The organism is Rhizobium sp. RAF56, from assembly GCF_052113965.1.
Taxonomy (GTDB): Bacteria; Pseudomonadota; Alphaproteobacteria; order Rhizobiales; family Rhizobiaceae; genus Rhizobium.
Window position 1 is genome coordinate 40,817 of the sequence record NZ_JBFRDU010000008.1, and the last position, 18,911, is coordinate 59,727.

Sequence of the window (18,911 nt, forward strand, 5' to 3'; positions counted from 1 at the left end):
TCTGGTATGGCGCTAAAGGCTCAAGCCTCGCCGACGGCTCGTTCCGCTGCCGCGATCTCGGCCTGACGCTTGGCGATCATGTCGCCGATCGGCGGCCCCTGGAACCGGCTGCGTTCGAAGCCGAACCAGACGATCGCGGTGACGACCAGGAAGCCGACGGTGATGTAGAGAGCCCAGTCGTTCGGCGGCTGGATGCCGAGAACGAAGATCACGACCATGGCGATGATCGACAGAATGGCGAACAGCTTGAACATGCCCTCGCCGAGGTTCCACGGCCCCATCTTGTCCCACTTCGAGGTTCCCCAGGCGAACAGGCCAAGCGCGATCGGGATCGCGAAGGAGAAGAACAGGAAGATGACGGTGCAGGAGACGACGATCGAGTATACCGGCGTATCGCCGATCGAGACGAGCGAGGACCCCCACACGAACAGGACCGACAGGATCGAGCCCGTCCAGATGGCCGCGACCGGCGTGCGGTATTGCGGGCTCACCTTCGAAAGGGCCTTGGAGGCCGGCAGGCCGCCGTCACGCGAGAACGCGAAGATCATGCGCGACACCGACGTCACGGTCGCCAGACCGCACAGCCACTGGCTCACGAAGATAGCCAGATAGAGCAGGATCTTGATGGTCGGGTTCACCTGCGCGTCCATCGCCCAGAAGAATACGTTCCAGCCCTGCTTGGCGGCGTCGTCCATGCTCGGGAGCATCAGCACGAAGGAGCACAGCATGATGTAGCCGAAGAGCGCCGACCACAGCACGGAGGAGACCATGCCGCGCGGTACGGAATGAGCAGCTTTCAGCGTTTCCTCCGACGTATGGGCGGAGGCATCATAACCGGTGATCGTGTAGATCGGCAGCAACAGACCGAGCGCGAAGACCCAGCCCATCGAGAACTGCGGCCAGACCGGCGCGCCGGTCAGTGATCCGTCGGCGGCAACCGTCGCCACGCCCGAATAGTTGGTGAAGGTGAAGAGGCGGGCGATCTCGTAGGATGGCGCGGACGCCAGGCACACGAGGGAAAGTATGATCGCGGTCGCGAAGATCAAATAGCCCGAGAAGTCCGTGAGTTTCGCGGTCAGTCCGATGCCCATGTGGTTCACCAGGGCCTGCAGGCCGGTGATGATCACCAGGAACACGATGCGGACAACCGTCGAATCCGCGATCCCAAGATGCGTACCGAAGGCGCCGAGGAAGAAGTAGTAGGTGCCGACGTTGATGGCGCCGAGCACCGTGACGAGGCCGAGCAGGTTGAACCATGCGGTCAGCCAGCCCGTGAAGCGGTTGCCGAGGATCGAGCCCCAGTGATAGAGGCCGCCAGCCGTCGGATAAGCCGAGCTGATCTGCGCCATGGCAACGGCGAAGACCAGCGAAATGAAGCACCCGATCGGCCAGCCGATGCCGATGGCCGCGCCGCCGGCGCCTGAAGTGGCCTGCGCGAGCGAATTGATGCCGCCTGACAGGATGCAGATGATCGAAAACGAGATCGCAAAGTTCGAGAACGAACTCATGCGTCGTTCGAGTTCCTGCGCATAACCCATGGAATGCAGGACGTGTGTGTCGTGCTTTTTGTCTGTTTCGGTGTATTCCGCCATCGAATTCCCCTAAATCCGCGGTCGTCCGCCCGATTGCCGATGACCCATTGCGTTTCAGCCGTTCAGACATTCAGCCCGCGCGGCCCTTTGCAGTTCAACTGCTCCCCTGGGTCGTTTCTTTTTGTTTCAGGCGTCCAGACTGGTCCGGATGAGCCCCGACAGATAGTCAGCCATGACCCCCTGGCTGACCTCGTCGACAATGAGGTCGTTGCGGACCTCGATCATGACGTTATAGAGGCCGTTGGCGATCCCATGCAGCTTCAGCGTATGGGTGACGCCGTCCTTCGGCCCGTAAGGTTCGTTTCGCTCCGTTCGATAGAGCGGCGCTTCGGCGGCCGCCGCAAGCATGCGATCGGCAAGCCAGGCATCTTCGTCGTGCAGAATGCCAAGTTCCACCGCGCGCGGCTTGCCGTTATAGACCGGCGTGAAACTGTGGATCGTAACGAGCACCGTCGGCTGCCCGCGCGCTGCCCGCTCCTTGACGAGCGTTTCGATGCGGTCGTGAAACGGAATGTAGAGCGCCCGCGTCCGCGCCTCACGCTCAGCTGTGGAAAGGCCCCGGTTGCCCGGGATCTCGTAAATCTCGCTCAGTTCCGGCATCGCACCCGGTGATTCGGGCGGCCGGTTGCAGTCGTAGATCAGCCGTGAGAAGCGCTGGGAGACGAGCGTGGCATCAAGGCTGGCCGAGAGGCCGCGTGCGATCGCGAGCGCACCCGGATCCCAGGCTATGTGGCTCGAAAGAGCTTCATCCGACAATCCTAAATTACCGTATCTGCTCGGCAAAAGGTTCGAGGCATGTTCGCATACGACAAAAACGGGGCTGCGTCCGTCCGGTCTTTCGACCGCAACGCAACTGCCTTCCGCTTTGCTCAGAACATCAACCCCGACAAGCATCCGGGTCCCCACCCAATACTTAACGAATTCTTCAAAGAAAAGAATTCTTCAGGATTCTGCTTCTGTCAACAGCGGACTGAAATTTTCTCTTCAATGAGCCGTTGACTCGATTGTGACAGCGTTATTAAATCCTCTGAGGAGACAGGCGAAGACCTTCCCAGGGGAACAGGGTGAATACTGCGTCGAAGACAGTTTCGGACGTCATCAACGCTCGTTTCGAAGCGCTCACCCGCGCGGAGAAGCAGCTGGCGCGTAGCCTTCTCGAAAATTACCCGGTTTCCGGATTGGGCAGCATCACGACGGTTGCGGAAAACGCCCAGGTTTCGACTCCGACCGTGGCGCGCATGGTGCAGAAACTCGGCTTCAAGGGATACCCCGATTTTCAATCGCGGCTTCACCAGGAGGTCGAGGCGACGATCTCCAATCCCCTCACCAAACACGACCGCTGGGCCTCCAAGGCGCCGGGTACGCATATCCTCAACCGCTTCGCCGACGCCATCACCGGCAATCTGCGCCAGACGCTGGCGGATCTCGACGCGAGCACGTTCGACAGCGTGGCGGCTTTGCTGTCGCAGCACAAGGGTGGGCTCTATTTCGTCGGCGGACGCATTACCGGAGCGCTGGCGGAGTATTTCTTCACGCATATGCAGGTCATCCGGCCGAACACGACCCTTCTGTCGTCCAATTCCAGCTCGTGGCCGCAATATGTGCTCAACATGAAGGCTGGCGACGTTCTCGTGATCTTCGATATCCGCCGCTACGAACAGGAGATGGTCAGCCTGGCTGCGGCCGCACGCGGGAAAGGCGCCGATATCGTCGTCTTCACCGATCAATGGACGACCCCTGCGGCAAAGTATGCGCGCCATACCTTTCGGGTGCAGATTGAAGCGCCGTCTGCCTGGGACTCCTCTGTCGTAACGCTTTTCCTCATCGAGGCGCTCATCGAGGCGGTGCAGAGTGCCACATGGGATGAGACGAGCGAGCGTCTGAAAACGCTCGAAGGCCTTTTCGAGCAGACTCAGCTGTTTCGCAGGCTAAGCTGAGGCGGAAGGGGAGGAACCAACACGCGAACCGCGGTCTGAGGAGCAACCTTCCGTTTGGCCATCGCATACATCGACCAAGCATGCCGAAATTGGTCCTCGGGACCGTCACACAAGCTTCACGCTACGTCATTAACAGCAACGCCGGACACGGACACTAAAAGGGAGAATGCCAGTGATCAAGAAATTCAACCGCTTGCTTTCAGTTACCACCGCCATGATGGTCGCATCGACGGCAATTGCCGCGGCCGCGCCGAGCGATGAACTCATCGCCGCCGCCAAGAAGGAAGGCACGCTGACGACCATCGCACTCCCGCACGACTGGTGCGGCTATGGCGAGGTTATTGCCGGCTTCAAGGCCAAGTACGGCATCGAAGTCAACGAGCTGAACCCTGACGCCGGCTCGGGCGACGAAGTGGAAGCCATCAAGGCCAACAAGGGCAACACCGGCCCGCAGGCGCCTGACGTTATCGACGTCGGTCTCTCCTTCGGCCCGTCCGCCAAGAAGGACGGCCTGATCCAGCCTTACAAGGTCTCGACCTGGGACTCCATTCCGGATAGCGCGAAGGATGCCGACGGCTTCTGGTACGGCGACTACTACGGCGTTCTGTCGTTCCTTGTGAACAAGGATCTCGTCAAGACCTCGCCTGCCGATTGGTCCGATCTGCAGAAGAGCGATTACGCCAACTCGGTGGCGCTCGCCGGCGATCCCCGCACCGCCAACCAGGCGGTTCAGGGCGTTTATGCCTCCGGTCTGTCTGCTTCCGGTGGTGACGCCGCCAAGGCAGGCGATGAAGGTCTGAAGTTCTTCGCCGCGCTGAACAAGGCCGGCAATTTCGTCCCCGTCATCGGCAAGGCAGCGCCTTTCGCGCAAGGCTCGACGCCGATCATCGTCGCCTGGGACTATAACGCCCTCTCCTGGGGCGAAGGCCTGAAGGGCAACCCGCCGTTCGAAGTCGTCGTTCCGAAGACGGGCGTCGTCGCCGGCGTTTACGTGCAGGCGATTTCGGCCTTCGCGCCGCATCCGAACGCCGCCAAGCTTTGGATGGAATACCTCTATTCGGACGAAGGTCAGCTCGGCTGGCTGAAGGGCTATTGCCACCCGATCCGCTTCAACGATCTTGCCAAGAACAACAAGATCCCGAAGGAGCTGCTCGACAAGCTGCCGCCGGCAGCAGCCTATGAAAAGGCCGTGTTCCCGACGCTCGACGAGCAGGCAGCCGGCAAGGAGAAGATCACCAAGAACTGGGATTCCGTCGTCGGCGCCAACGTCAAGTAATCAACGCACGAGCCTCTCCGTCCGACGGGCGGGGAGGCTCTTTGTTTTCCTGAAGTTGGGAATTTCATGAGCAGCACCGCAACCACATCGACGATCAGTTCCGCCGCCTTTGTCGATAGGCGTGCCGTGATCGATTGGCTCGGTATCGCGCCGTTTACGATTTTCGCGTTGCTGTTCCTGATCGCGCCGACGATCTATCTGGTGGCCGGAGCGTTCCTGACGCCGGAGGGCGCCTTCACGCTGCAGAACATCGCGGACCTGTTCACGCCGACGATCCTCAGCGCCTATTGGGTCAGCATCAAGGTTTCGGTCGCCTCCGCCCTCGGCGGTGGCATCATCGGCTTCTTCCTCGCCTGGGCCATCGTCTTCGGCGGCCTGCCGTCGTGGATACGCCACGGCCTGCTGACCTTTTCCGGCGTGGCCTCCAACTTCGCCGGCGTGCCCCTTGCCTTCGCCTTCCTGGCGACGCTCGGCCGCACCGGCCTGGTAACCGTCTTCCTGCGCAACTGGTTCGACTTCAATCTCTATTCGACCGGCTTCAATCTGCTGAGCTTCCTCGGGCTTACCATTACCTACATGTACTTCCAGATCCCGCTGATGGTGCTGATCCTGACGCCGGCTCTCGACGGCATGAAGAAGGAATGGCGCGAGGCGGCTTCGATCTTGGGCGCCACGAACCGGCAGTATTGGCGCATGGTCGCCTTTCCGATCCTGTGGCCGAGCCTGCTTGGCACGACGCTGCTGCTCTTCGCCAATGCCTTCGGTGCCATCGCCACCGCCTTCGCGCTCACCGGAAGCTCGTTGAACATCGTGCCAATCCTGCTTTACGCGCAGATCCGCGGCGACGTCCTGCACAACGCCAACCTCGGCTACGCCCTGGCGCTCGGCATGATCGTGATTACTGGCGTCTCGAACATCATCTACATCATGCTGCGCATGCGCGCCGAACGGTGGCAGAAATGAAGCTGGAACGCCTCCTCGCCTGGATATCCATTGCCATCGGCGTCACCTACTTTTTCGTGCCGCTGCTCGGCACGTTCGAATTCTCGCTGCGCATGCGCCGCGGCGAATACAGTTTCGACGCCTACCAGTCGGTCTTCGCCGACGCTTCGTTCCGTGCCACCTTCGGCTTCTCGATGCTGATGGCGATGCTCACCATCGTCTTCGGCATGCTCCTCGTCGTGCCGACCGCCTACTGGGTGCGGCTCAGGCTGCCGCAGATGCGTCCGGTCGTCGAGTTCGTGACGCTGATGCCGCTGGTGATACCGGCGATCGTCATCGTCTTCGGGTATCTGCGCCTCTACAATTCCTCTTCGATCCTGCCCTTCACCGGCTCCACCTTCGGCACGAACGTGCTGCTCGTCTGCTCCTACATCACCCTGTCGCTGCCCTATATGTACCGCGCGGTCGACACGGCGATGCGCACGATCGACGTCCGGACCCTGACGGAAGCGGCAGAGAGCCTCGGTGCGAAGTGGCCGACCATCATGTTCCGCTGCATTTTCCCGAACGTCATGAGCGGCGTGCTTTCCGGCGCCTTCATCACGCTTGCAATCGTCATCGGCGAGTTCACCATGGCCTCGCTGCTCGGGCGCCCCGCCTTCGGCCCTTACCTGCAGCTCGTCGGCGCCAACCGGGCTTATGAACCTTCAGCGCTTGCGATGATTGCCTTTGCGGTCACCTGGCTCAGCATGGGCCTCCTGCAACTCGTCTCCCGTTTCAACCGGGCCGCTCCGGCCAAGGCTTGAGGTTTCCGCATCCATGGCTTTTCTCGAACTCTCCAACCTCAAGAAGTCCTTCGGCAGCGTGCAGGTGGTGCATGATTTCACCATGCACATCGAGAAGGGCGAGTTCGTTTCTTTCCTCGGCCCCTCGGGCTGCGGCAAGACGACGGTCTTGAGAATGATCGCGGGCTTCGAGACGCCCAGCGCCGGCTCTATCACGATTGCCGGCAAGGACCAGATCCAGCTGAAGCCGAACCAGCGCAACATCGGCATGGTGTTCCAGGCCTACGCCCTTTTCCCGAACATGTTGGTGTACGACAACGTCGCCTTCGGCTTGAAGGTTGCCGGCGCCGGCAAGGAAGAGATCGACGCGCGCGTTAAGGAAATGCTCGGTCTCATCAAGCTCGAACATCTCGCCGACCGCTATCCCTACCAGCTCTCGGGCGGCCAGCAGCAGCGTGTGGCGCTCGCCCGCGCGCTTGCCGTCAAACCGCAGGTGCTCTTGCTCGACGAGCCGCTCTCGGCTCTCGACGCCAAGATCCGCGTGTCGCTGCGCGAGGAAATCCGCCTCATCCAACAGAAGCTCGGCATCACCACCGTCTTCGTGACGCACGATCAGGAAGAGGCATTGTCGATCTCCGACCGCATCGTCGTGATGAACGCCGGCCGCGCCGACCAGATTGGCACGCCCTTCGAGATCTACAACACGCCCGCCACGCGCTTCGTCGCATCCTTCGTCGGCACGCTCAACATGATCGAGGCAAAGGTCGTCGACCCCTCCGCCAACCGCATCATGATCGGCGACCAGGGCGTGACGCTGAAGCAATCGGTGACCGCCTTCAAACCCGGCGATACGGTTTCACTGGCGCTGCGCCCGGAAGCGGGATCGCTCTCCGAAGCCGCGCCCGGCGACACCGCACTGACAGGCCAGGTCGCCTCGGCGCATTTCCTCGGCTCCGTCATCCGCACCCGCTTGAACGTCGGCGGAAACGTCATTTCATTCGACATGTTCAACAGCCCCGGCATGCTCCCGCCCGCCGTCGGGGAGACGGTCACGCTGCGCTTCTCCGCATCCGACCTGCTGGTGATCCGCGACTGACCAGGTTCCTCATCCGCGACTGACCAGGTTCCGCGACGTAAGCGGTCTAGGCGTCAGCGCCCAGGAGTTCAAAGACCTCGATCTCCTCCAGACGTCCCTTCGCCTGCGCAAGGCCGAGCGGCCGGAAACGGAATGCCTTGCCGGCGGCCTCGTAGACGGCGCGGCTGGCAAGGATGGACGTTCCAAACTGCTTGTTCATCCCCTCGAGGCGCGATGCGACGTTCACCGTATCGCCCATGGCGGTATATTGCCGTCGTGACTGCGCCCCGACGCTGCCGACCACCGCAGGCCCCGTGTGAAGACCGAAGCGGGTGATGAACTCAGGACGCCCCGCCGCGCGGTTTTCCGCGTTGAGCGCGTCGATCGCCGTCTTGAGGGCCAGCGCGCCGCGGCAGGCGTTCTCCACATGCTCGGGATCGGCGACCGGCGCATTCCACATGCCGAAGATCGAGTCGCCCAGATATTGGATAATCGTGCCGTTGTGTTGTTCAACGACATCGTTCATCCGCTGGAAATAGGCCGACAGCATCTCGACCACCGCCTCCGGAGAGTGCTGTTCCGAGATCGTCGTGAAGTCGCGGATATCGGTGAAAAGCAGCGTCACGTCCTGGCGGGCCGCCGCATCGGCGCCCTGCCCGGAATCTATGATCTTGCGCACCAGCTCGCGCGGAACGTAGAGGGAGAAATTGTAGATTGCGTCGCGTGCCGCGCCGAGCGCCCTCGACAACGTGTTGATCTCGGCAATGAGCGAATGCGTCGGCTCACGCTTCTCCAGCTTCAGATCGCCGATCCGGCGAGCCTCGCCGGCAAGGGAAAACAAGGCATTGCTGACCAGCCGGGCGACCATCAGGGCAGCCAATATGCCTGCGATCAGAAGCGCTGCGGCGATCAGCAGCGTCTTGGTGAGAAGCCGGTTGCTCGGCCCCACGAAATCCTCAAGCGGGGCCGCGATCACAACGGTATTGCCCTTCAGCAGCCCGGAAAATTCGACCGGGGCGACGACGGCGAGATAAGGCGCTCCCCCGACGTTGAACCCCATCGTACCGCCCTTCGATGCTTCGCCCCCCTGCAGCAACGCCTGAATCGGCTCGATCGCCGGATCGCCGGTAAGGGAGGCGGCGTCGCCGCCCCTGGGGGTGTTTGAGAGGGTGTCAAGGATCCGCTCCATGAGCACAGGGTCGGAATGCACCATCAGCCGCTTGTCGCTGTCGAAGACATAGCCTCGCGCGTTCGCGGATACGGCGTTGCGGTTGAGAAGATGGCTGATGGTTTCGAGAAGAACGTCGGCGCCGACGACGACGTGCGGGTCCTTCGCTGACGGCATTGCGAGCGTGAGGCTCAAGGATTTCGTCGTCGCCGTCGCGTAGGGACCGACGGAGACCTGGCCAGCAGCGGCAACGGCGGCGCGATACCAGGGCCGGCGCCGGGGGTCGAAGGTGTCGTCGCGGTCGGCACGCTCCAAGAGCAGATTGCCTCCACCATCGAGAAACCGCCATGTGGACAGCGCCCCGCTCCCGTCCTTCTCGATCGTCCGCATTGCGTAGACCGTGCCACCAGGTGCTGAGAGCGCTTCGCGCCAGTTGGGGTTTGCTGCGACATTGACGGCATGAACGAAAGAGCCGCTCGGGTAGCCCGCATAGATCCCATCGATGAAAGGCGAGCTTTGCAGCGCCTTCAGCAGAAAATCCCGCTTTGAGCCGATATCGCCGGGCGGCGGCGACAAGAGCTCCGGCAGTACCGATGCCATCGAGACGGCGGAATATCCATCGCCGAAGACGTTGCGATAGCGGTCGATGACACGCAGCCCCAGATCCCGCATCTGGTTCTCGCCGGCCGTGATCGCGGCGGCGCGGCCGTGCTGATACGTCAGCCACATCAGCGGCGCGGAAATCGCAACGAGCAACGTCACGATGACGATGCTCAGATGCAGTCTCAGCGGCCTCGCCCAGCGGCGAGACGACATGCCGGCATCATCCTGTGTTTCATCTGCGCGTTCTTGCGTCATTCATGCCTTACCGGCGACCGATCGGAATCGGGCCCGCCGTATCTCCTCCCATCCGGCCATCTTTCCATCCCTTGGCTGCCATGCGCACGACGGCGTTGGCTTACAGATGTCGATCCTCCCAGCCACAAACAAAAGAGCCCCGCTCGAGAGCGGGGCCAAGTTGCCTTCGAGCTTGTGGATGCTCAAGCTCGGATCGCCTGATCCTTGTCATCGAAGCGATGCATGTGCCCCCTATCAGGGGTGGCGTAGACGATTTCGTCGGGTTGGTAGGCGTGCTCGCCGAACAGCCTCACTGTCAGGAGGCCGGTGTGCTCCGATTCGAGGTAGATGATGGTGTCGGCGCCGAGATGCTCGACGTGGATGACCTTTGCAGCCCAGGTACCCTCACTCCGCGACAGGGTAATGTGCTCCGGGCGAACGCCGATGGTCTTTGCCCCCGCTGCATCGCCCAGCCGGTCGGCGGCGATGAAGTTCATCTGCGGCGAGCCGATGAAACCGGCGACGAAGACGTTGGCGGGGCGATTGTACAATTCCATCGGCGAGCCGATCTGCTCGATGGCACCGGCGTTCAGCACGACGATCTTGTCGGCGAGCGTCATCGCCTCGACCTGATCGTGGGTGACGTAGACCATCGTCGCTTTCAGGCTGCGGTGCAGGCGGGCGATTTCGAGCCGGGTCTGGACGCGCAGCGCCGCGTCGAGGTTCGATAGCGGCTCGTCGAAAAGGAAGAGTTCCGGCTCGCGCACGATGGCACGTCCGATCGCCACACGCTGGCGCTGGCCGCCGGAAAGCTCGGCCGGGCGACGCGCAAGATAAGGCGCAAGCGACAGCATCGCCGAAGCCTTGTCGACGCGGCTTTCGATTTCCTGCTTCGGCTTGCCGGCCTGCTTCAGCCCGAGCCCCATATTGTCCTTGACCGTCAGATGCGGATAGAGCGCGTAGGACTGGAACACCATGGCAATGCCGCGCTGGGCGGGCGGCGTCACGGTCACATCCTTGCCGTTGATTAGCACGGTGCCGTTGGTGACATCCTCAAGGCCTGCGATGCTGCGCAAAAGGGTCGACTTTCCGCAGCCGGATGGGCCGACGAAGATGACGAACTCGCCGTCCTTCACCTCGAGATCAATGCCCTTCAGCACCTCGTGGTTGCCATAGGCCTTGCGGATGTTTTTGAGTTGAAGCGATCCCACAGTATCTGATCCTTTATAGAAATACGGGCTGGCCGGAGCGCACGCTTTCGTCGGCGGCAAGGCAGATGCGCAACGACTGGACGGCGTCCGCCATGTGACGGGAAAGGTCGAGATCCTCTCGGACGGCCCTCAACATGAAGGCTTGTTCGAAGTCGCAGAGTTCCTGGTGACCGGGCTCGCCGGCCATCTTCAGATCCTCGTCCGGACGGATGAATTTACCGTCAGGCCCGGTCTCGGCGTTGTGCAGCCGGATCACCGATGTTTTCGTATGGGTATCGATGTCGTCGGATTTGGCGTTCGGATCCATGACGATGGACACGGCCCCGTTCGGCGACATGACGTCCTTCACGAAGAACGCCGTTTCCGAGATCATCGGACCCCAGCCGGCCTCGTACCAGCCGACCGAACCGTCTTCGAACATCACCTGCAACTGGCCGTAATTGTACATGTCGGGTGCGATCTCATCGGAGAGGCGCAAGCCCATGCCGCGGACCTGAACCGGCTTTGCGTCGGTGATCTGGCACATGACGTCGACATAGTGAACGCCGCAGTCGACGATCGGCGAGGTCGTCTGCATCAGCGCCTTGTGCGTTTCCCAGGTGGGACCGCTCGACTGCTGGTTCAGGTTCATGCGGAAGACATAGGGCCCGCCCAGCTGGCGCGCTTCCGCGATCAGCCGCATCCAGGAGGGATGGTGGCGCAGAATATAGCCGACCACCAGCTTGCGGCCCGCCTTCTTGGCCGCCGCCACCACCCGTTCAGCATCGGCGACCGTGGTTGCCAGCGGCTTCTCGACAAAGACGTCGCATCCTGCTTCGAAGGCCATGACGGCATAGTCGGCATGGCTGTCGGAATAGGTGCAGATCGCACAAAGATCCGGCTTCAACGCATTGAGGGCGTTCTCAAATTCAGTGTGTATCTCATATCCGGCAAGCTCCGGCGCCAGCACCGGTTTCGAGCGGTTGACGAGGCCGACGATCTCGAAGCCGGGATTGTTGTGATAGGCGAGCGCATGGCTGCGGCCCATATTGCCGAGGCCGGCGACGAGAACGCGAATTGGCTTCTCCGTTGAACTCACTTGACTGCTCCTGACGTGATGCCGCGGATGAGCTGACGCGAGAACAGAACGTAGAGAACGAGGATCGGCAGGATGGCGAGCGACAGTGCCGCCAGCACCGCATTCCAGTTGGTCACGAACTGGCCGATGAAGATCTGCGAGCCGAGCGTCACGGTCTTGGTCGCCTCCGCCGGCGCAAGGATCAGCGGGAACCAAAGGTCGTTCCAGATCGGGATCATGGTGAACACGGCGACCGTCGCCATCGCCGGGCGCACCAGCGGCAGCACCAGCCTGAAGAAGATCGAATATTCCGAGAGCCCATCGATCCGCCCGGCATTCTTCAGGTCGTCGGAAACGGTGCGCATGAATTCGGAGAGAATGAAGATCGCGAGCGGCAGCCCTTGCGCCGTATAGACGAGCACCAGTGCCGTCAGCGTGTTCACAAGACCCGCAGCCACCATGCCCTGCAGGATAGCGACCGTGCCGAGCCGGATCGGGATCATGATGCCGATCGCCATGTAGAGGCCGGTGACCGTGTTCAGCCGGAAACGATACTCCGACAACGCGAAGGCCGCCATGGCGCCGAACAGCAGCACCAGCACGATCGAAGCGATCGTGACGATGAAGCTGTTCTGGAAATAGGTGACGAAATCGCCCTGCCCCAGCACCGTCTGGTAGCCGATCAGGCTAAAGCTCGACGGCGTCGGCACCTGTAGCGGCGCGCGGAAGATCGAATTGCGATCCTTGAACGAATTGATGATCGTCAGGAACACCGGAAACAGCGCGATCAGCGTGTAGGCAATCAGCGCCAGATGGACGAGCCCGCTGCGAATGGGGGACGTGCGTGCCTTGGACATGACCGGCCCTCCTTTAGAACTGGTAGCGGCGCATGCGCCGTTGGATTGCGAAGAGATAAAACGAAACGCCGGCAAGGATGATGAGGAACATCACGGTTGCGATCGTCGCACCCATGGAGCGGTCGCCGAGCTGCAGCTGGAAACCGAAGAAGGTGCGGTAGAGGAGAGTGCCCAGAATATCCGTCGCACCGTCGGGACCGGCGAGCGCACCCTGTACCGTATAAACAAGGTCGAAAGCATTGAAATTGCCGACGAAAGTCAGGATCGAAATGATGCCGATCGCCGGCAGCACCAGCGGCAGCTTGATCTTCCAGAACTGGCTCCAGCCGGTGATGCCATCGCATTCGGCGGCTTCGATCACCTCTTCGGGAATGTTGAGCAGCGCCGCATAGATCAGCATCATCGGAATGCCGACATACTGCCACACCGAGATCAGCGCCACCGTGATCAGTGCCGTGCCGGGCTTGCCTAGCCAAGGCGAAAAGAACGACTTCATACCGACGAGATCCATCATCCATGGAGCCACGCCCCAGATCGGCGACAGGATCAGCTTCCAGATGAAGCCGACGATCACGAAAGACAACAGCGTCGGCAAAAAGATGGCGGTGCGGTAGAACGCAACGAAGCGCAGCCGCGGCAGCGACAGGAGCGCCGCAAGCGCAACCCCGATCGGGTTCTGCACGCACATGTGGATGATGAAGAAGATGAAGTTGTTGCGTAGCGCGTTCCAGAAATCGTGCGACCAGCGCGGATCGCCGAACAATACCTGGAAATTGGCAAGCCCGACGAAGGTCGTTTGCCCGTCGACGAGATTGTAGAGCGAAAGGCGCAGCGTCTGGGCGAGCGGCAGGATCATCACGGCCGTGTAGACGAGGAAAGCTGGCAGCAGAAAGACGAAGATATGCCAGCGTATCGGGCGCTTGATCGGGACCGCATCGACGGCGGCAGCGGTATGGGCGTCGCTCATGGCCTTTTGCCTGTTTTTTTTCGGCGGGCGCGCGAGGCGCGGCGCGAGTAATAGATGACACCTCACTTCCACTCAGCCTCCCGGCCAAGCAGCGAGAGGTGATGGAGGAGTGCGTTCTGCGGTGGGCACCTCCCTTTTGAGAGGAGAGGTCGCAGCGAAGCTGCGGGTGGGAAGGTGCGTCGGAGCATCCCCCCACCCGGTCTTTCGGACCGACCCTCCCCGCCAAGGGAGGGTCGGCGCCTTGCTTACTTCGCCGGCTTGAACCAGCTGTCGAGGCCGTCCTGCAGCTTCTTGGCAGCGGCTTCCGGGGTTTCCGTGCCGTTGATCACATTGGCCGAGGCAACCCAGGTCTCATTTTCGAGGTTCGGCGTGCCACGCGACAGGATCTGGTAGGTCGAGCGGATGGTCGACTTGCACTTGCCGCGCCAGGAGGTGAATTCCTGGGCAAGCGGATCCGTCATCTTCACCGGATTGGAGTTCAGGCTGAAGAAGCCGGGGAGCGAGTTCGCGTAGATTTCCGCGAATTCGGTCGAGGCAACCCATGCCAGGAACTTCTTGGCTTCCTCGGGATGCTTGCCCTTGGCGTTCAGGCCGACGCCGATATCCGGATGATCCGAGATGTAGCAGGTATCGCCTGCCTTCTCGACCGGCGGCGGGAAAGCGCCCATCTTGAACTGGGCCTGCGTGTTGAACAGGCCGATTTCCCAGGAGCCTGCCGGGTAGATGGCGGCGCGGCCGAGCGTGAAGAGGTTCTGGCTATCCGAATAGGTCTGGGCTTCGAAGCCGTCGCCGAGATAGGGCTTCCACTTGGCGATCTCAGTGAAAGCGCCGACCCAAGGAGCGTCGGTGAGCTTCTGCTTGCCGGCGATCAGGGCCTGGCGGCCGTCCTCACCCTTCCAAATGTTCGGGCCGACGTTCTGGTAGGCCATGGTGGCGGCTTCCCAGAGATCCTTCGTGCCCATGGCCATCGGAATGTAGGTGCCGTCTGCCTTGATCTTGTCCAGGGCGGCGTAGAATTCAGCCTGCGTCGTCGGAACCTTGATGCCGAGCTTGTCGAAGGCATCCTTGTTGTAGATGAAGCCGTGGATGACGGCAGCCATCGGCACGCAGAAGGTCGTCTTGCCGTCGTCGGTCGTCCATGCAGCCTTTGCGACCGGCGAGAAATTGTCCATTCCCGGCAGATCGTTCAGGCTCGCCAGATTGCCGCCCTTGAACCATGCAAGCGACTTGTCGAAAGGACGGCAGGTGAGGATGTCGCCAGCGCTGCCGGCGTCAATCTTGGCATTGGTTGCGGCGTCATATTCCGTCGGAGCCGTCGGAGAAAATGTCACCTTGATGCCCGGGTTCTTCGCTTCGAAGGCCGGGATGATCTTGTCCTGCCAGATCTTCAGGTCGTCGTTACGCCAGCTCTCGATGTTGAGCGTGACGTCCGCGGCGTGGGCAAGGCCCGCCGAGGTGATCACGCAGGAGGCTAGCAGCAGGCTCTTCAGAACGTTTGTCTTCATTTCCCTCTCCTTTGGGCGCTTGCAACAAGCGCTGTTTTTCGTCTGAACACATCCGTTGGCATGCATGAGGAAGCACCCAACGCCTCACCGGGATCGCCAGAATTGCCGATCCCAAATGCACGCGGACCACCACGACGCCAACCGAAGCCGTCCGACTGCCCGCGCCTCGCTCGGACTGCCCGGCGGGCGCGCTAAACTCAAGGGAAACAATAGGATGCAGGCAATCGCGAAGGTGCACGCGCTTCGCCTGACACGGCAGCGGCCACTTTACGCGAGGCTCTCCGGCTTATTGTTTTTGTTGCCGGTAATCACCAATGCCATATTCGAACTGTTCCCTGCGCTGAATTAAGGCCAAAAAAATACCAATTGTCCAGCCGAATTTTAACTTTTTCGCATCACAAAATTCAGATGACGAATTTATTCAAAGTTTTTCAATATGATATGAATTCGGAAATTTGCCGCGATTGGCTATTGGTAAATGGTATTTTTTTGGTATTGTAGCCAAGGAGAAGGCGGCGGCGGCATCCGGAGGGACAGATGACGGAGTTTGCGATCGGTATCGACGGCGGCGGAACGAGTTGCCGCGCTGCCGTGGCCGACCGGAGGGGCACCATCCTTGGCACCGGCAAGTCTGGCGCGGCCAACATCATGTCCGATCCTGAGACAGCTCTTGCGAATATCGTCGCGTCGGCGCGCGCCGCGTTCGAAAGCTCCGGACTGGCCCCTTCTCTCATCGAAAATGCGAGCGCTGTGCTCGGCGTCGCCGGCGCCAATGTCGGCCCCTATGGCGCCAGCATCAAGAAGGCGCTGCCATTCGCTGAAAGCCGCGTCGTCACCGATTCCCTGATCGCGCTTCGCGGCGCGCTCGGCGGCGCTGACGGCGTCGTCGGCACGATCGGCACAGGCTCGGTCTACGGCGCGCGGCGCGACGGCAAGATACGCGAGATCGGCGGCTGGGGGGCAATTGTCGGCGACCAGGCAAGCGGCGCACGTCTCGGACGCGACCTCCTTGAAGCGTCGTTGCTTGCCCACGATGGCGTCCGCCCCGCTTCGACGGTCACCGCACAGGCAATCGCTGAGTTCGGCGGCGCCCCAGAACGCTTGGTGGAGTTTGCCCACGGCGCCAAGCCGAAGGATTTCGGCCGTTTCGCACCGCTCGTCTTCGAGGCGGCGGGACGCGGCGATGCGATTGCGGTCGCAATCGTCAAGGCTGGAGCGCAGGCGATCGACGCAAGCCTTGAGGCGCTGCTCTGGCCGGAGTGTCAAACGATCTGCCTGCTCGGCGGGCTCGGCGGCCTCTACCGACCGTGGCTGAGCGCCGCGCACCAGGCGCTGGTCGTCGAACCCGCCGCGGATGCGCTCCAGGGTGCGCTGGCTTTCGCGCTTGAACTTTTGAACAGCGATGGAGGCCGCGGCGCATGAGCGAGGACCTGATGCGCATCTTCACTCCCGAAAGGCTGACCGCCGGCGGCAGCGGCCCGCTCTACGTCAAGCTGCGACGCACCCTCGAGGATGCCGTAAGAGCCGGGACATTGAAGCACGGCGACGCATTGCCGCCCGAGCGCGATATTGCCGAATTCGCCGCCGTCAGCCGGGTGACCGTCAGAAAGGCAATCGACGATCTCGTCACCGAGGGCGTTCTCGTTCGCCGGCACGGCTCGGGCACCTTCGTCGCCCGCCCGGTCTCCAAGGTCGAGCAACGGCTTTCGCAGCTGACCTCGTTCACCGAGGACATGGCGCGGCGCGGCATCAAGGCCCGGTCGGAATGGCTGCACAAGGGCGTTCATACCCCCTCGCCCGACGAAATGATGATTCTCGGTCTTGCGACCGACGTGAAGGTCTCGCGCCTCAGCCGTCTGCGCATTGCCGACGACCAGCCGCTTGCGATCGAGCATGCCAGCGTTTCCGGCGAATTCCTCCCCGATCCCTCGGTCGTCACCACCTCGCTCTACGAAGAACTGGAGCGCCGCCAGGTGCGGCCGGTGCGCGCCGTGCAGCGGATTTCGGCCACCAACATGAAGGAAAGCGACGCCGGCCTGCTCGGCGTCCCCGTCGGTGCCGCCGGTCTGTCGATCGAGCGCATCTCCTACCTCGGTTCGGGCCGCGCCGTTGAATTCACCCGCTCCCTCTATCGCGGCGACGCCTATGATTTCGTCGCCGAGCTGACGATCGGGCCGAGCTGAGAATACAGCTGACCTTCCTATATGGATCAGGAGGCAATCATGGCTCAAACAACCGCTCTTGAATTCCAGCGTAAATTCGGCGAATTCCAGCATCAGGCGCAGCGCGAACCGCTTGAAATCACACGTCATGGGCGACGCGAGCTTGTTCTGATGTCAGCAGATCACTACGACTGGCTGAAAGCCGCGGCGCAACGCACCCATCGCACAGCGGACGCCCTGTCGGTTGTCATCGATGCGGTCGAGCGTGCAGAAATGGACCCCGCACATTCCGACCTCGACGAGCTGCTGAAATAAGGCGGCGGCATGTCGCTTCCCGATCCAAAGCCCGGTCTCGTCGTTCGCTATGACTACCTTTGGACGCGGGAGGCGCAAGTGAGCCGTGCTCAGGGCAAGGACCGTCCGACGTGTATTGTCGCGGCGAGTGACCATCTTATTCGTCCGCGGTACGTCCTGTTACCGATCGCCCATACGCCACCCGCAGGCGACACGGTCGGCATCGAGATACCGCTTCGCGTCAAGCAAGCCATTGGCCTGGACGACGAACCGAGTTGGGTCATCGTCTCCGAGCACAATATTGACGAATGGCCGAACGGCGGACTTGCGCCGATATCAGCCGGCTCTGGAAACTTCGCTTGCGGCTTCATCCCGCCTGGCCTTTTTGAGAGTATCAGGCAGGAATTCCTTCGGTTGGCACGCGCAAGACAAAGCAGCGACGTGCGCGGGTGAAGGGTAGGCGCGACTGGCAGCGCCGGGCTGATATCGCTTTCGCGCCAATGAACGCTAATTCGAAATGCTGCTGAACTGTAGCTTATGAGCTACAGTGTGCTATGATCGAAATTCGGGAAACCGACATCTATGCTAAGCGGTTCTTCCGGCTGAAAGATGAACGGGCGAAGGCTCGCATCAATGCACGCATCTATCGCTTGTCCATGGGAAATCCCGGGGACGTCAAACCGGTCGGCGAAGGTGTAAGCGAACTGCGCATCGATTGCGGCCCCGGCTACCGCGTTTATTTCATCAAGCGAGGCAATATCCTCGTCATTCTCTTGTGCGGTGGCGACAAGAGCACGCAGAGCTCAGACATTGCGGCGGCGAAAACGCTGGCGCGGGACGTAGAGGAATAACGGACATGGCTGTCAAGACAAGCAAATGGGACATTGCAGAGCACCTCGATACCGAGGAAAAGATCGCCCTCTTCCTGGAAGCGGTGTTTGAGGACGGCGATCCCGCGACCATCGCGGCCGCCATCGGCGATGTAGCTCGCGTTCATGGCATGACCCAGATTGCAAAGGATGCCGGGCTGTCCCGTGAAAACCTCTATCGCGCGCTAAGTGCCGAGGGAAATCCCGAGTTCAGCACCATCATGAAAGTGATCAAGGCGATGGGATTTGATCTGTCGGTCACTCCGCACAAACCTGGCGTGCACGCCTAAATCGAACAGCATCGCGGCTTCCAACATATATTTCCAAATAAGATCAATGGATTGCGGCTGGAAGATGAATCATTTCCAGCCGCATTA

General features: G+C 61.3%; 19 protein-coding genes. 11 read left to right on the forward strand and 8 right to left on the reverse strand.

What is annotated here, in order from left to right:
- Positions 1-20: 20 nt before the first annotated feature.
- Together AB4048_RS08615 and AB4048_RS08620 are read right to left on the reverse strand one after the other, a co-directional pair.
- Complete coding sequence (locus tag AB4048_RS08615) at positions 21-1,592, reverse strand: amino acid permease (RefSeq protein WP_442201522.1); 1,572 nt, start codon at positions 1,590-1,592, stop codon at positions 21-23.
- A gap of 126 nt (positions 1,593-1,718) precedes the next feature.
- Positions 1,719-2,486 (reverse strand): N-formylglutamate amidohydrolase, encoded by a 768-nt coding sequence (locus AB4048_RS08620; protein ID WP_442201523.1) that lies wholly within the window; start codon positions 2,484-2,486, stop codon positions 1,719-1,721.
- A 170-nt stretch (positions 2,487-2,656) separates the two neighbouring features.
- On the opposite strand from AB4048_RS08620, the gene AB4048_RS08625 reads away from it, so the two are divergent.
- The 5 genes from AB4048_RS08625 to AB4048_RS08645 all read left to right on the forward strand — a co-directional run bounded on the left by AB4048_RS08625 (position 2,657) and on the right by AB4048_RS08645 (position 7,628).
- Positions 2,657-3,529, forward strand: coding sequence for a MurR/RpiR family transcriptional regulator (locus AB4048_RS08625; RefSeq protein ID WP_442201524.1), 873 nt, complete (start codon positions 2,657-2,659; stop codon positions 3,527-3,529).
- A 166-nt stretch (positions 3,530-3,695) separates the two neighbouring features.
- Positions 3,696-4,805 (forward strand): ABC transporter substrate-binding protein, encoded by a 1,110-nt coding sequence (locus AB4048_RS08630; protein WP_442201525.1) that lies wholly within the window; start codon positions 3,696-3,698, stop codon positions 4,803-4,805.
- Positions 4,806-4,871: 66 nt separating this feature from the next.
- Complete coding sequence (locus tag AB4048_RS08635) at positions 4,872-5,768, forward strand: ABC transporter permease (protein WP_442201526.1); 897 nt, start codon at positions 4,872-4,874, stop codon at positions 5,766-5,768.
- Positions 5,765-6,553 carry an ABC transporter permease gene (locus AB4048_RS08640; RefSeq protein ID WP_442201527.1) on the forward strand — a complete coding sequence of 263 codons (789 nt, stop codon included), beginning with the start codon at positions 5,765-5,767 and terminating at the stop codon, positions 6,551-6,553. Before AB4048_RS08635 ends, AB4048_RS08640 begins: the two co-directional genes overlap by 4 nt.
- 13 nt (positions 6,554-6,566) lie before the next feature.
- Positions 6,567-7,628, forward strand: a complete 1,062-nt coding sequence (locus AB4048_RS08645; protein ID WP_442201528.1) for an ABC transporter ATP-binding protein — start codon at positions 6,567-6,569, stop codon at positions 7,626-7,628.
- Between the two features lie 46 nt (positions 7,629-7,674).
- Here AB4048_RS08645 and AB4048_RS08650 read toward each other — a convergent pair whose 3' ends face one another.
- The 6 genes from AB4048_RS08650 to AB4048_RS08675 form a co-directional block, all read right to left on the reverse strand.
- Positions 7,675-9,591, reverse strand: coding sequence for an adenylate/guanylate cyclase domain-containing protein (locus AB4048_RS08650; RefSeq protein WP_442201529.1), 1,917 nt, complete (start codon positions 9,589-9,591; stop codon positions 7,675-7,677).
- Positions 9,592-9,815: 224 nt separating this feature from the next.
- Positions 9,816-10,823 carry an ABC transporter ATP-binding protein gene (locus AB4048_RS08655; RefSeq protein WP_442201530.1) on the reverse strand — a complete coding sequence of 336 codons (1,008 nt, stop codon included), beginning with the start codon at positions 10,821-10,823 and terminating at the stop codon, positions 9,816-9,818.
- 13 nt (positions 10,824-10,836) lie between these two features.
- On the reverse strand, positions 10,837-11,901 hold the full coding sequence (locus AB4048_RS08660; RefSeq protein WP_442201531.1) for a Gfo/Idh/MocA family protein: 1,065 nt from the start codon (positions 11,899-11,901) through the stop codon (positions 10,837-10,839).
- Entirely contained in the window at positions 11,898-12,737 is an 840-nt protein-coding gene (locus AB4048_RS08665) for a carbohydrate ABC transporter permease (protein WP_442201532.1), read from the reverse strand. Before AB4048_RS08665 ends, AB4048_RS08660 begins: the two co-directional genes overlap by 4 nt.
- 13 nt (positions 12,738-12,750) lie before the next feature.
- Complete coding sequence (locus AB4048_RS08670) at positions 12,751-13,704, reverse strand: carbohydrate ABC transporter permease (RefSeq protein ID WP_442201533.1); 954 nt, start codon at positions 13,702-13,704, stop codon at positions 12,751-12,753.
- Positions 13,705-13,949: 245 nt separating this feature from the next.
- The gene (locus tag AB4048_RS08675; protein ID WP_442201534.1) at positions 13,950-15,209 is read right to left on the reverse strand and encodes an ABC transporter substrate-binding protein; all 1,260 of its coding nucleotides are present in this window, start codon (positions 15,207-15,209) and stop codon (positions 13,950-13,952) included.
- A 537-nt stretch (positions 15,210-15,746) separates the two neighbouring features.
- Between AB4048_RS08675 and AB4048_RS08680 the strand changes: the two genes are divergently transcribed.
- The 6 genes from AB4048_RS08680 to AB4048_RS08705 all read left to right on the forward strand — a co-directional run bounded on the left by AB4048_RS08680 (position 15,747) and on the right by AB4048_RS08705 (position 18,824).
- Positions 15,747-16,631, forward strand: coding sequence for a BadF/BadG/BcrA/BcrD ATPase family protein (locus AB4048_RS08680; RefSeq protein ID WP_442201535.1), 885 nt, complete (start codon positions 15,747-15,749; stop codon positions 16,629-16,631).
- Positions 16,628-17,392 (forward strand): GntR family transcriptional regulator, encoded by a 765-nt coding sequence (locus AB4048_RS08685; RefSeq protein ID WP_442201536.1) that lies wholly within the window; start codon positions 16,628-16,630, stop codon positions 17,390-17,392. The genes AB4048_RS08680 and AB4048_RS08685 overlap by 4 nt, the downstream gene beginning before the upstream one ends.
- Positions 17,393-17,431: 39 nt before the next feature.
- Positions 17,432-17,686 carry a type II toxin-antitoxin system prevent-host-death family antitoxin gene (locus AB4048_RS08690; RefSeq protein ID WP_442201537.1) on the forward strand — a complete coding sequence of 85 codons (255 nt, stop codon included), beginning with the start codon at positions 17,432-17,434 and terminating at the stop codon, positions 17,684-17,686.
- Between the two features lie 9 nt (positions 17,687-17,695).
- Positions 17,696-18,118: a hypothetical protein gene (locus AB4048_RS08695; protein WP_442201538.1), complete on the forward strand. Its 423-nt coding sequence runs from the start codon at positions 17,696-17,698 to the stop codon at positions 18,116-18,118.
- A 101-nt stretch (positions 18,119-18,219) separates the two neighbouring features.
- On the forward strand, positions 18,220-18,516 hold the full coding sequence (locus AB4048_RS08700; RefSeq protein WP_442201539.1) for a type II toxin-antitoxin system RelE/ParE family toxin: 297 nt from the start codon (positions 18,220-18,222) through the stop codon (positions 18,514-18,516).
- A 5-nt stretch (positions 18,517-18,521) separates the two neighbouring features.
- Positions 18,522-18,824 (forward strand): addiction module antidote protein, encoded by a 303-nt coding sequence (locus AB4048_RS08705; RefSeq protein WP_442201540.1) that lies wholly within the window; start codon positions 18,522-18,524, stop codon positions 18,822-18,824.
- The last annotated feature ends 87 nt before the right edge of the window (positions 18,825-18,911 follow it).

Excerpts from the sequence above, each read along its gene's own strand:
- AB4048_RS08700 (WP_442201539.1), top strand. The coding sequence starts at position 18,220 with ATGATCGAAATTCGGGAAACCGACATCTATGCTAAGCGGTTCTTCCGG.
- AB4048_RS08650 (WP_442201529.1), bottom strand. The coding sequence starts at position 9,591 with ATGTCGTCTCGCCGCTGGGCGAGGCCGCTGAGACTGCATCTGAGCATC.
- AB4048_RS08635 (WP_442201526.1), top strand. The coding sequence starts at position 4,872 with ATGAGCAGCACCGCAACCACATCGACGATCAGTTCCGCCGCCTTTGTC.
- AB4048_RS08665 (WP_442201532.1), bottom strand. The coding sequence starts at position 12,737 with ATGTCCAAGGCACGCACGTCCCCCATTCGCAGCGGGCTCGTCCATCTG.
- AB4048_RS08645 (WP_442201528.1), top strand. The coding sequence starts at position 6,567 with ATGGCTTTTCTCGAACTCTCCAACCTCAAGAAGTCCTTCGGCAGCGTG.
- AB4048_RS08620 (WP_442201523.1), bottom strand. The coding sequence starts at position 2,486 with ATGCTTGTCGGGGTTGATGTTCTGAGCAAAGCGGAAGGCAGTTGCGTT.
- AB4048_RS08640 (WP_442201527.1), top strand. The coding sequence starts at position 5,765 with ATGAAGCTGGAACGCCTCCTCGCCTGGATATCCATTGCCATCGGCGTC.
- AB4048_RS08680 (WP_442201535.1), top strand. The coding sequence starts at position 15,747 with ATGACGGAGTTTGCGATCGGTATCGACGGCGGCGGAACGAGTTGCCGC.
- AB4048_RS08705 (WP_442201540.1), top strand. The coding sequence starts at position 18,522 with ATGGCTGTCAAGACAAGCAAATGGGACATTGCAGAGCACCTCGATACC.
- AB4048_RS08685 (WP_442201536.1), top strand. The coding sequence starts at position 16,628 with ATGAGCGAGGACCTGATGCGCATCTTCACTCCCGAAAGGCTGACCGCC.
- AB4048_RS08690 (WP_442201537.1), top strand. The coding sequence starts at position 17,432 with ATGGCTCAAACAACCGCTCTTGAATTCCAGCGTAAATTCGGCGAATTC.
- AB4048_RS08675 (WP_442201534.1), bottom strand. The coding sequence starts at position 15,209 with ATGAAGACAAACGTTCTGAAGAGCCTGCTGCTAGCCTCCTGCGTGATC.
- AB4048_RS08630 (WP_442201525.1), top strand. The coding sequence starts at position 3,696 with ATGCCAGTGATCAAGAAATTCAACCGCTTGCTTTCAGTTACCACCGCC.
- AB4048_RS08615 (WP_442201522.1), bottom strand. The coding sequence starts at position 1,592 with ATGGCGGAATACACCGAAACAGACAAAAAGCACGACACACACGTCCTG.
- AB4048_RS08695 (WP_442201538.1), top strand. The coding sequence starts at position 17,696 with ATGTCGCTTCCCGATCCAAAGCCCGGTCTCGTCGTTCGCTATGACTAC.
- AB4048_RS08670 (WP_442201533.1), bottom strand. The coding sequence starts at position 13,704 with ATGAGCGACGCCCATACCGCTGCCGCCGTCGATGCGGTCCCGATCAAG.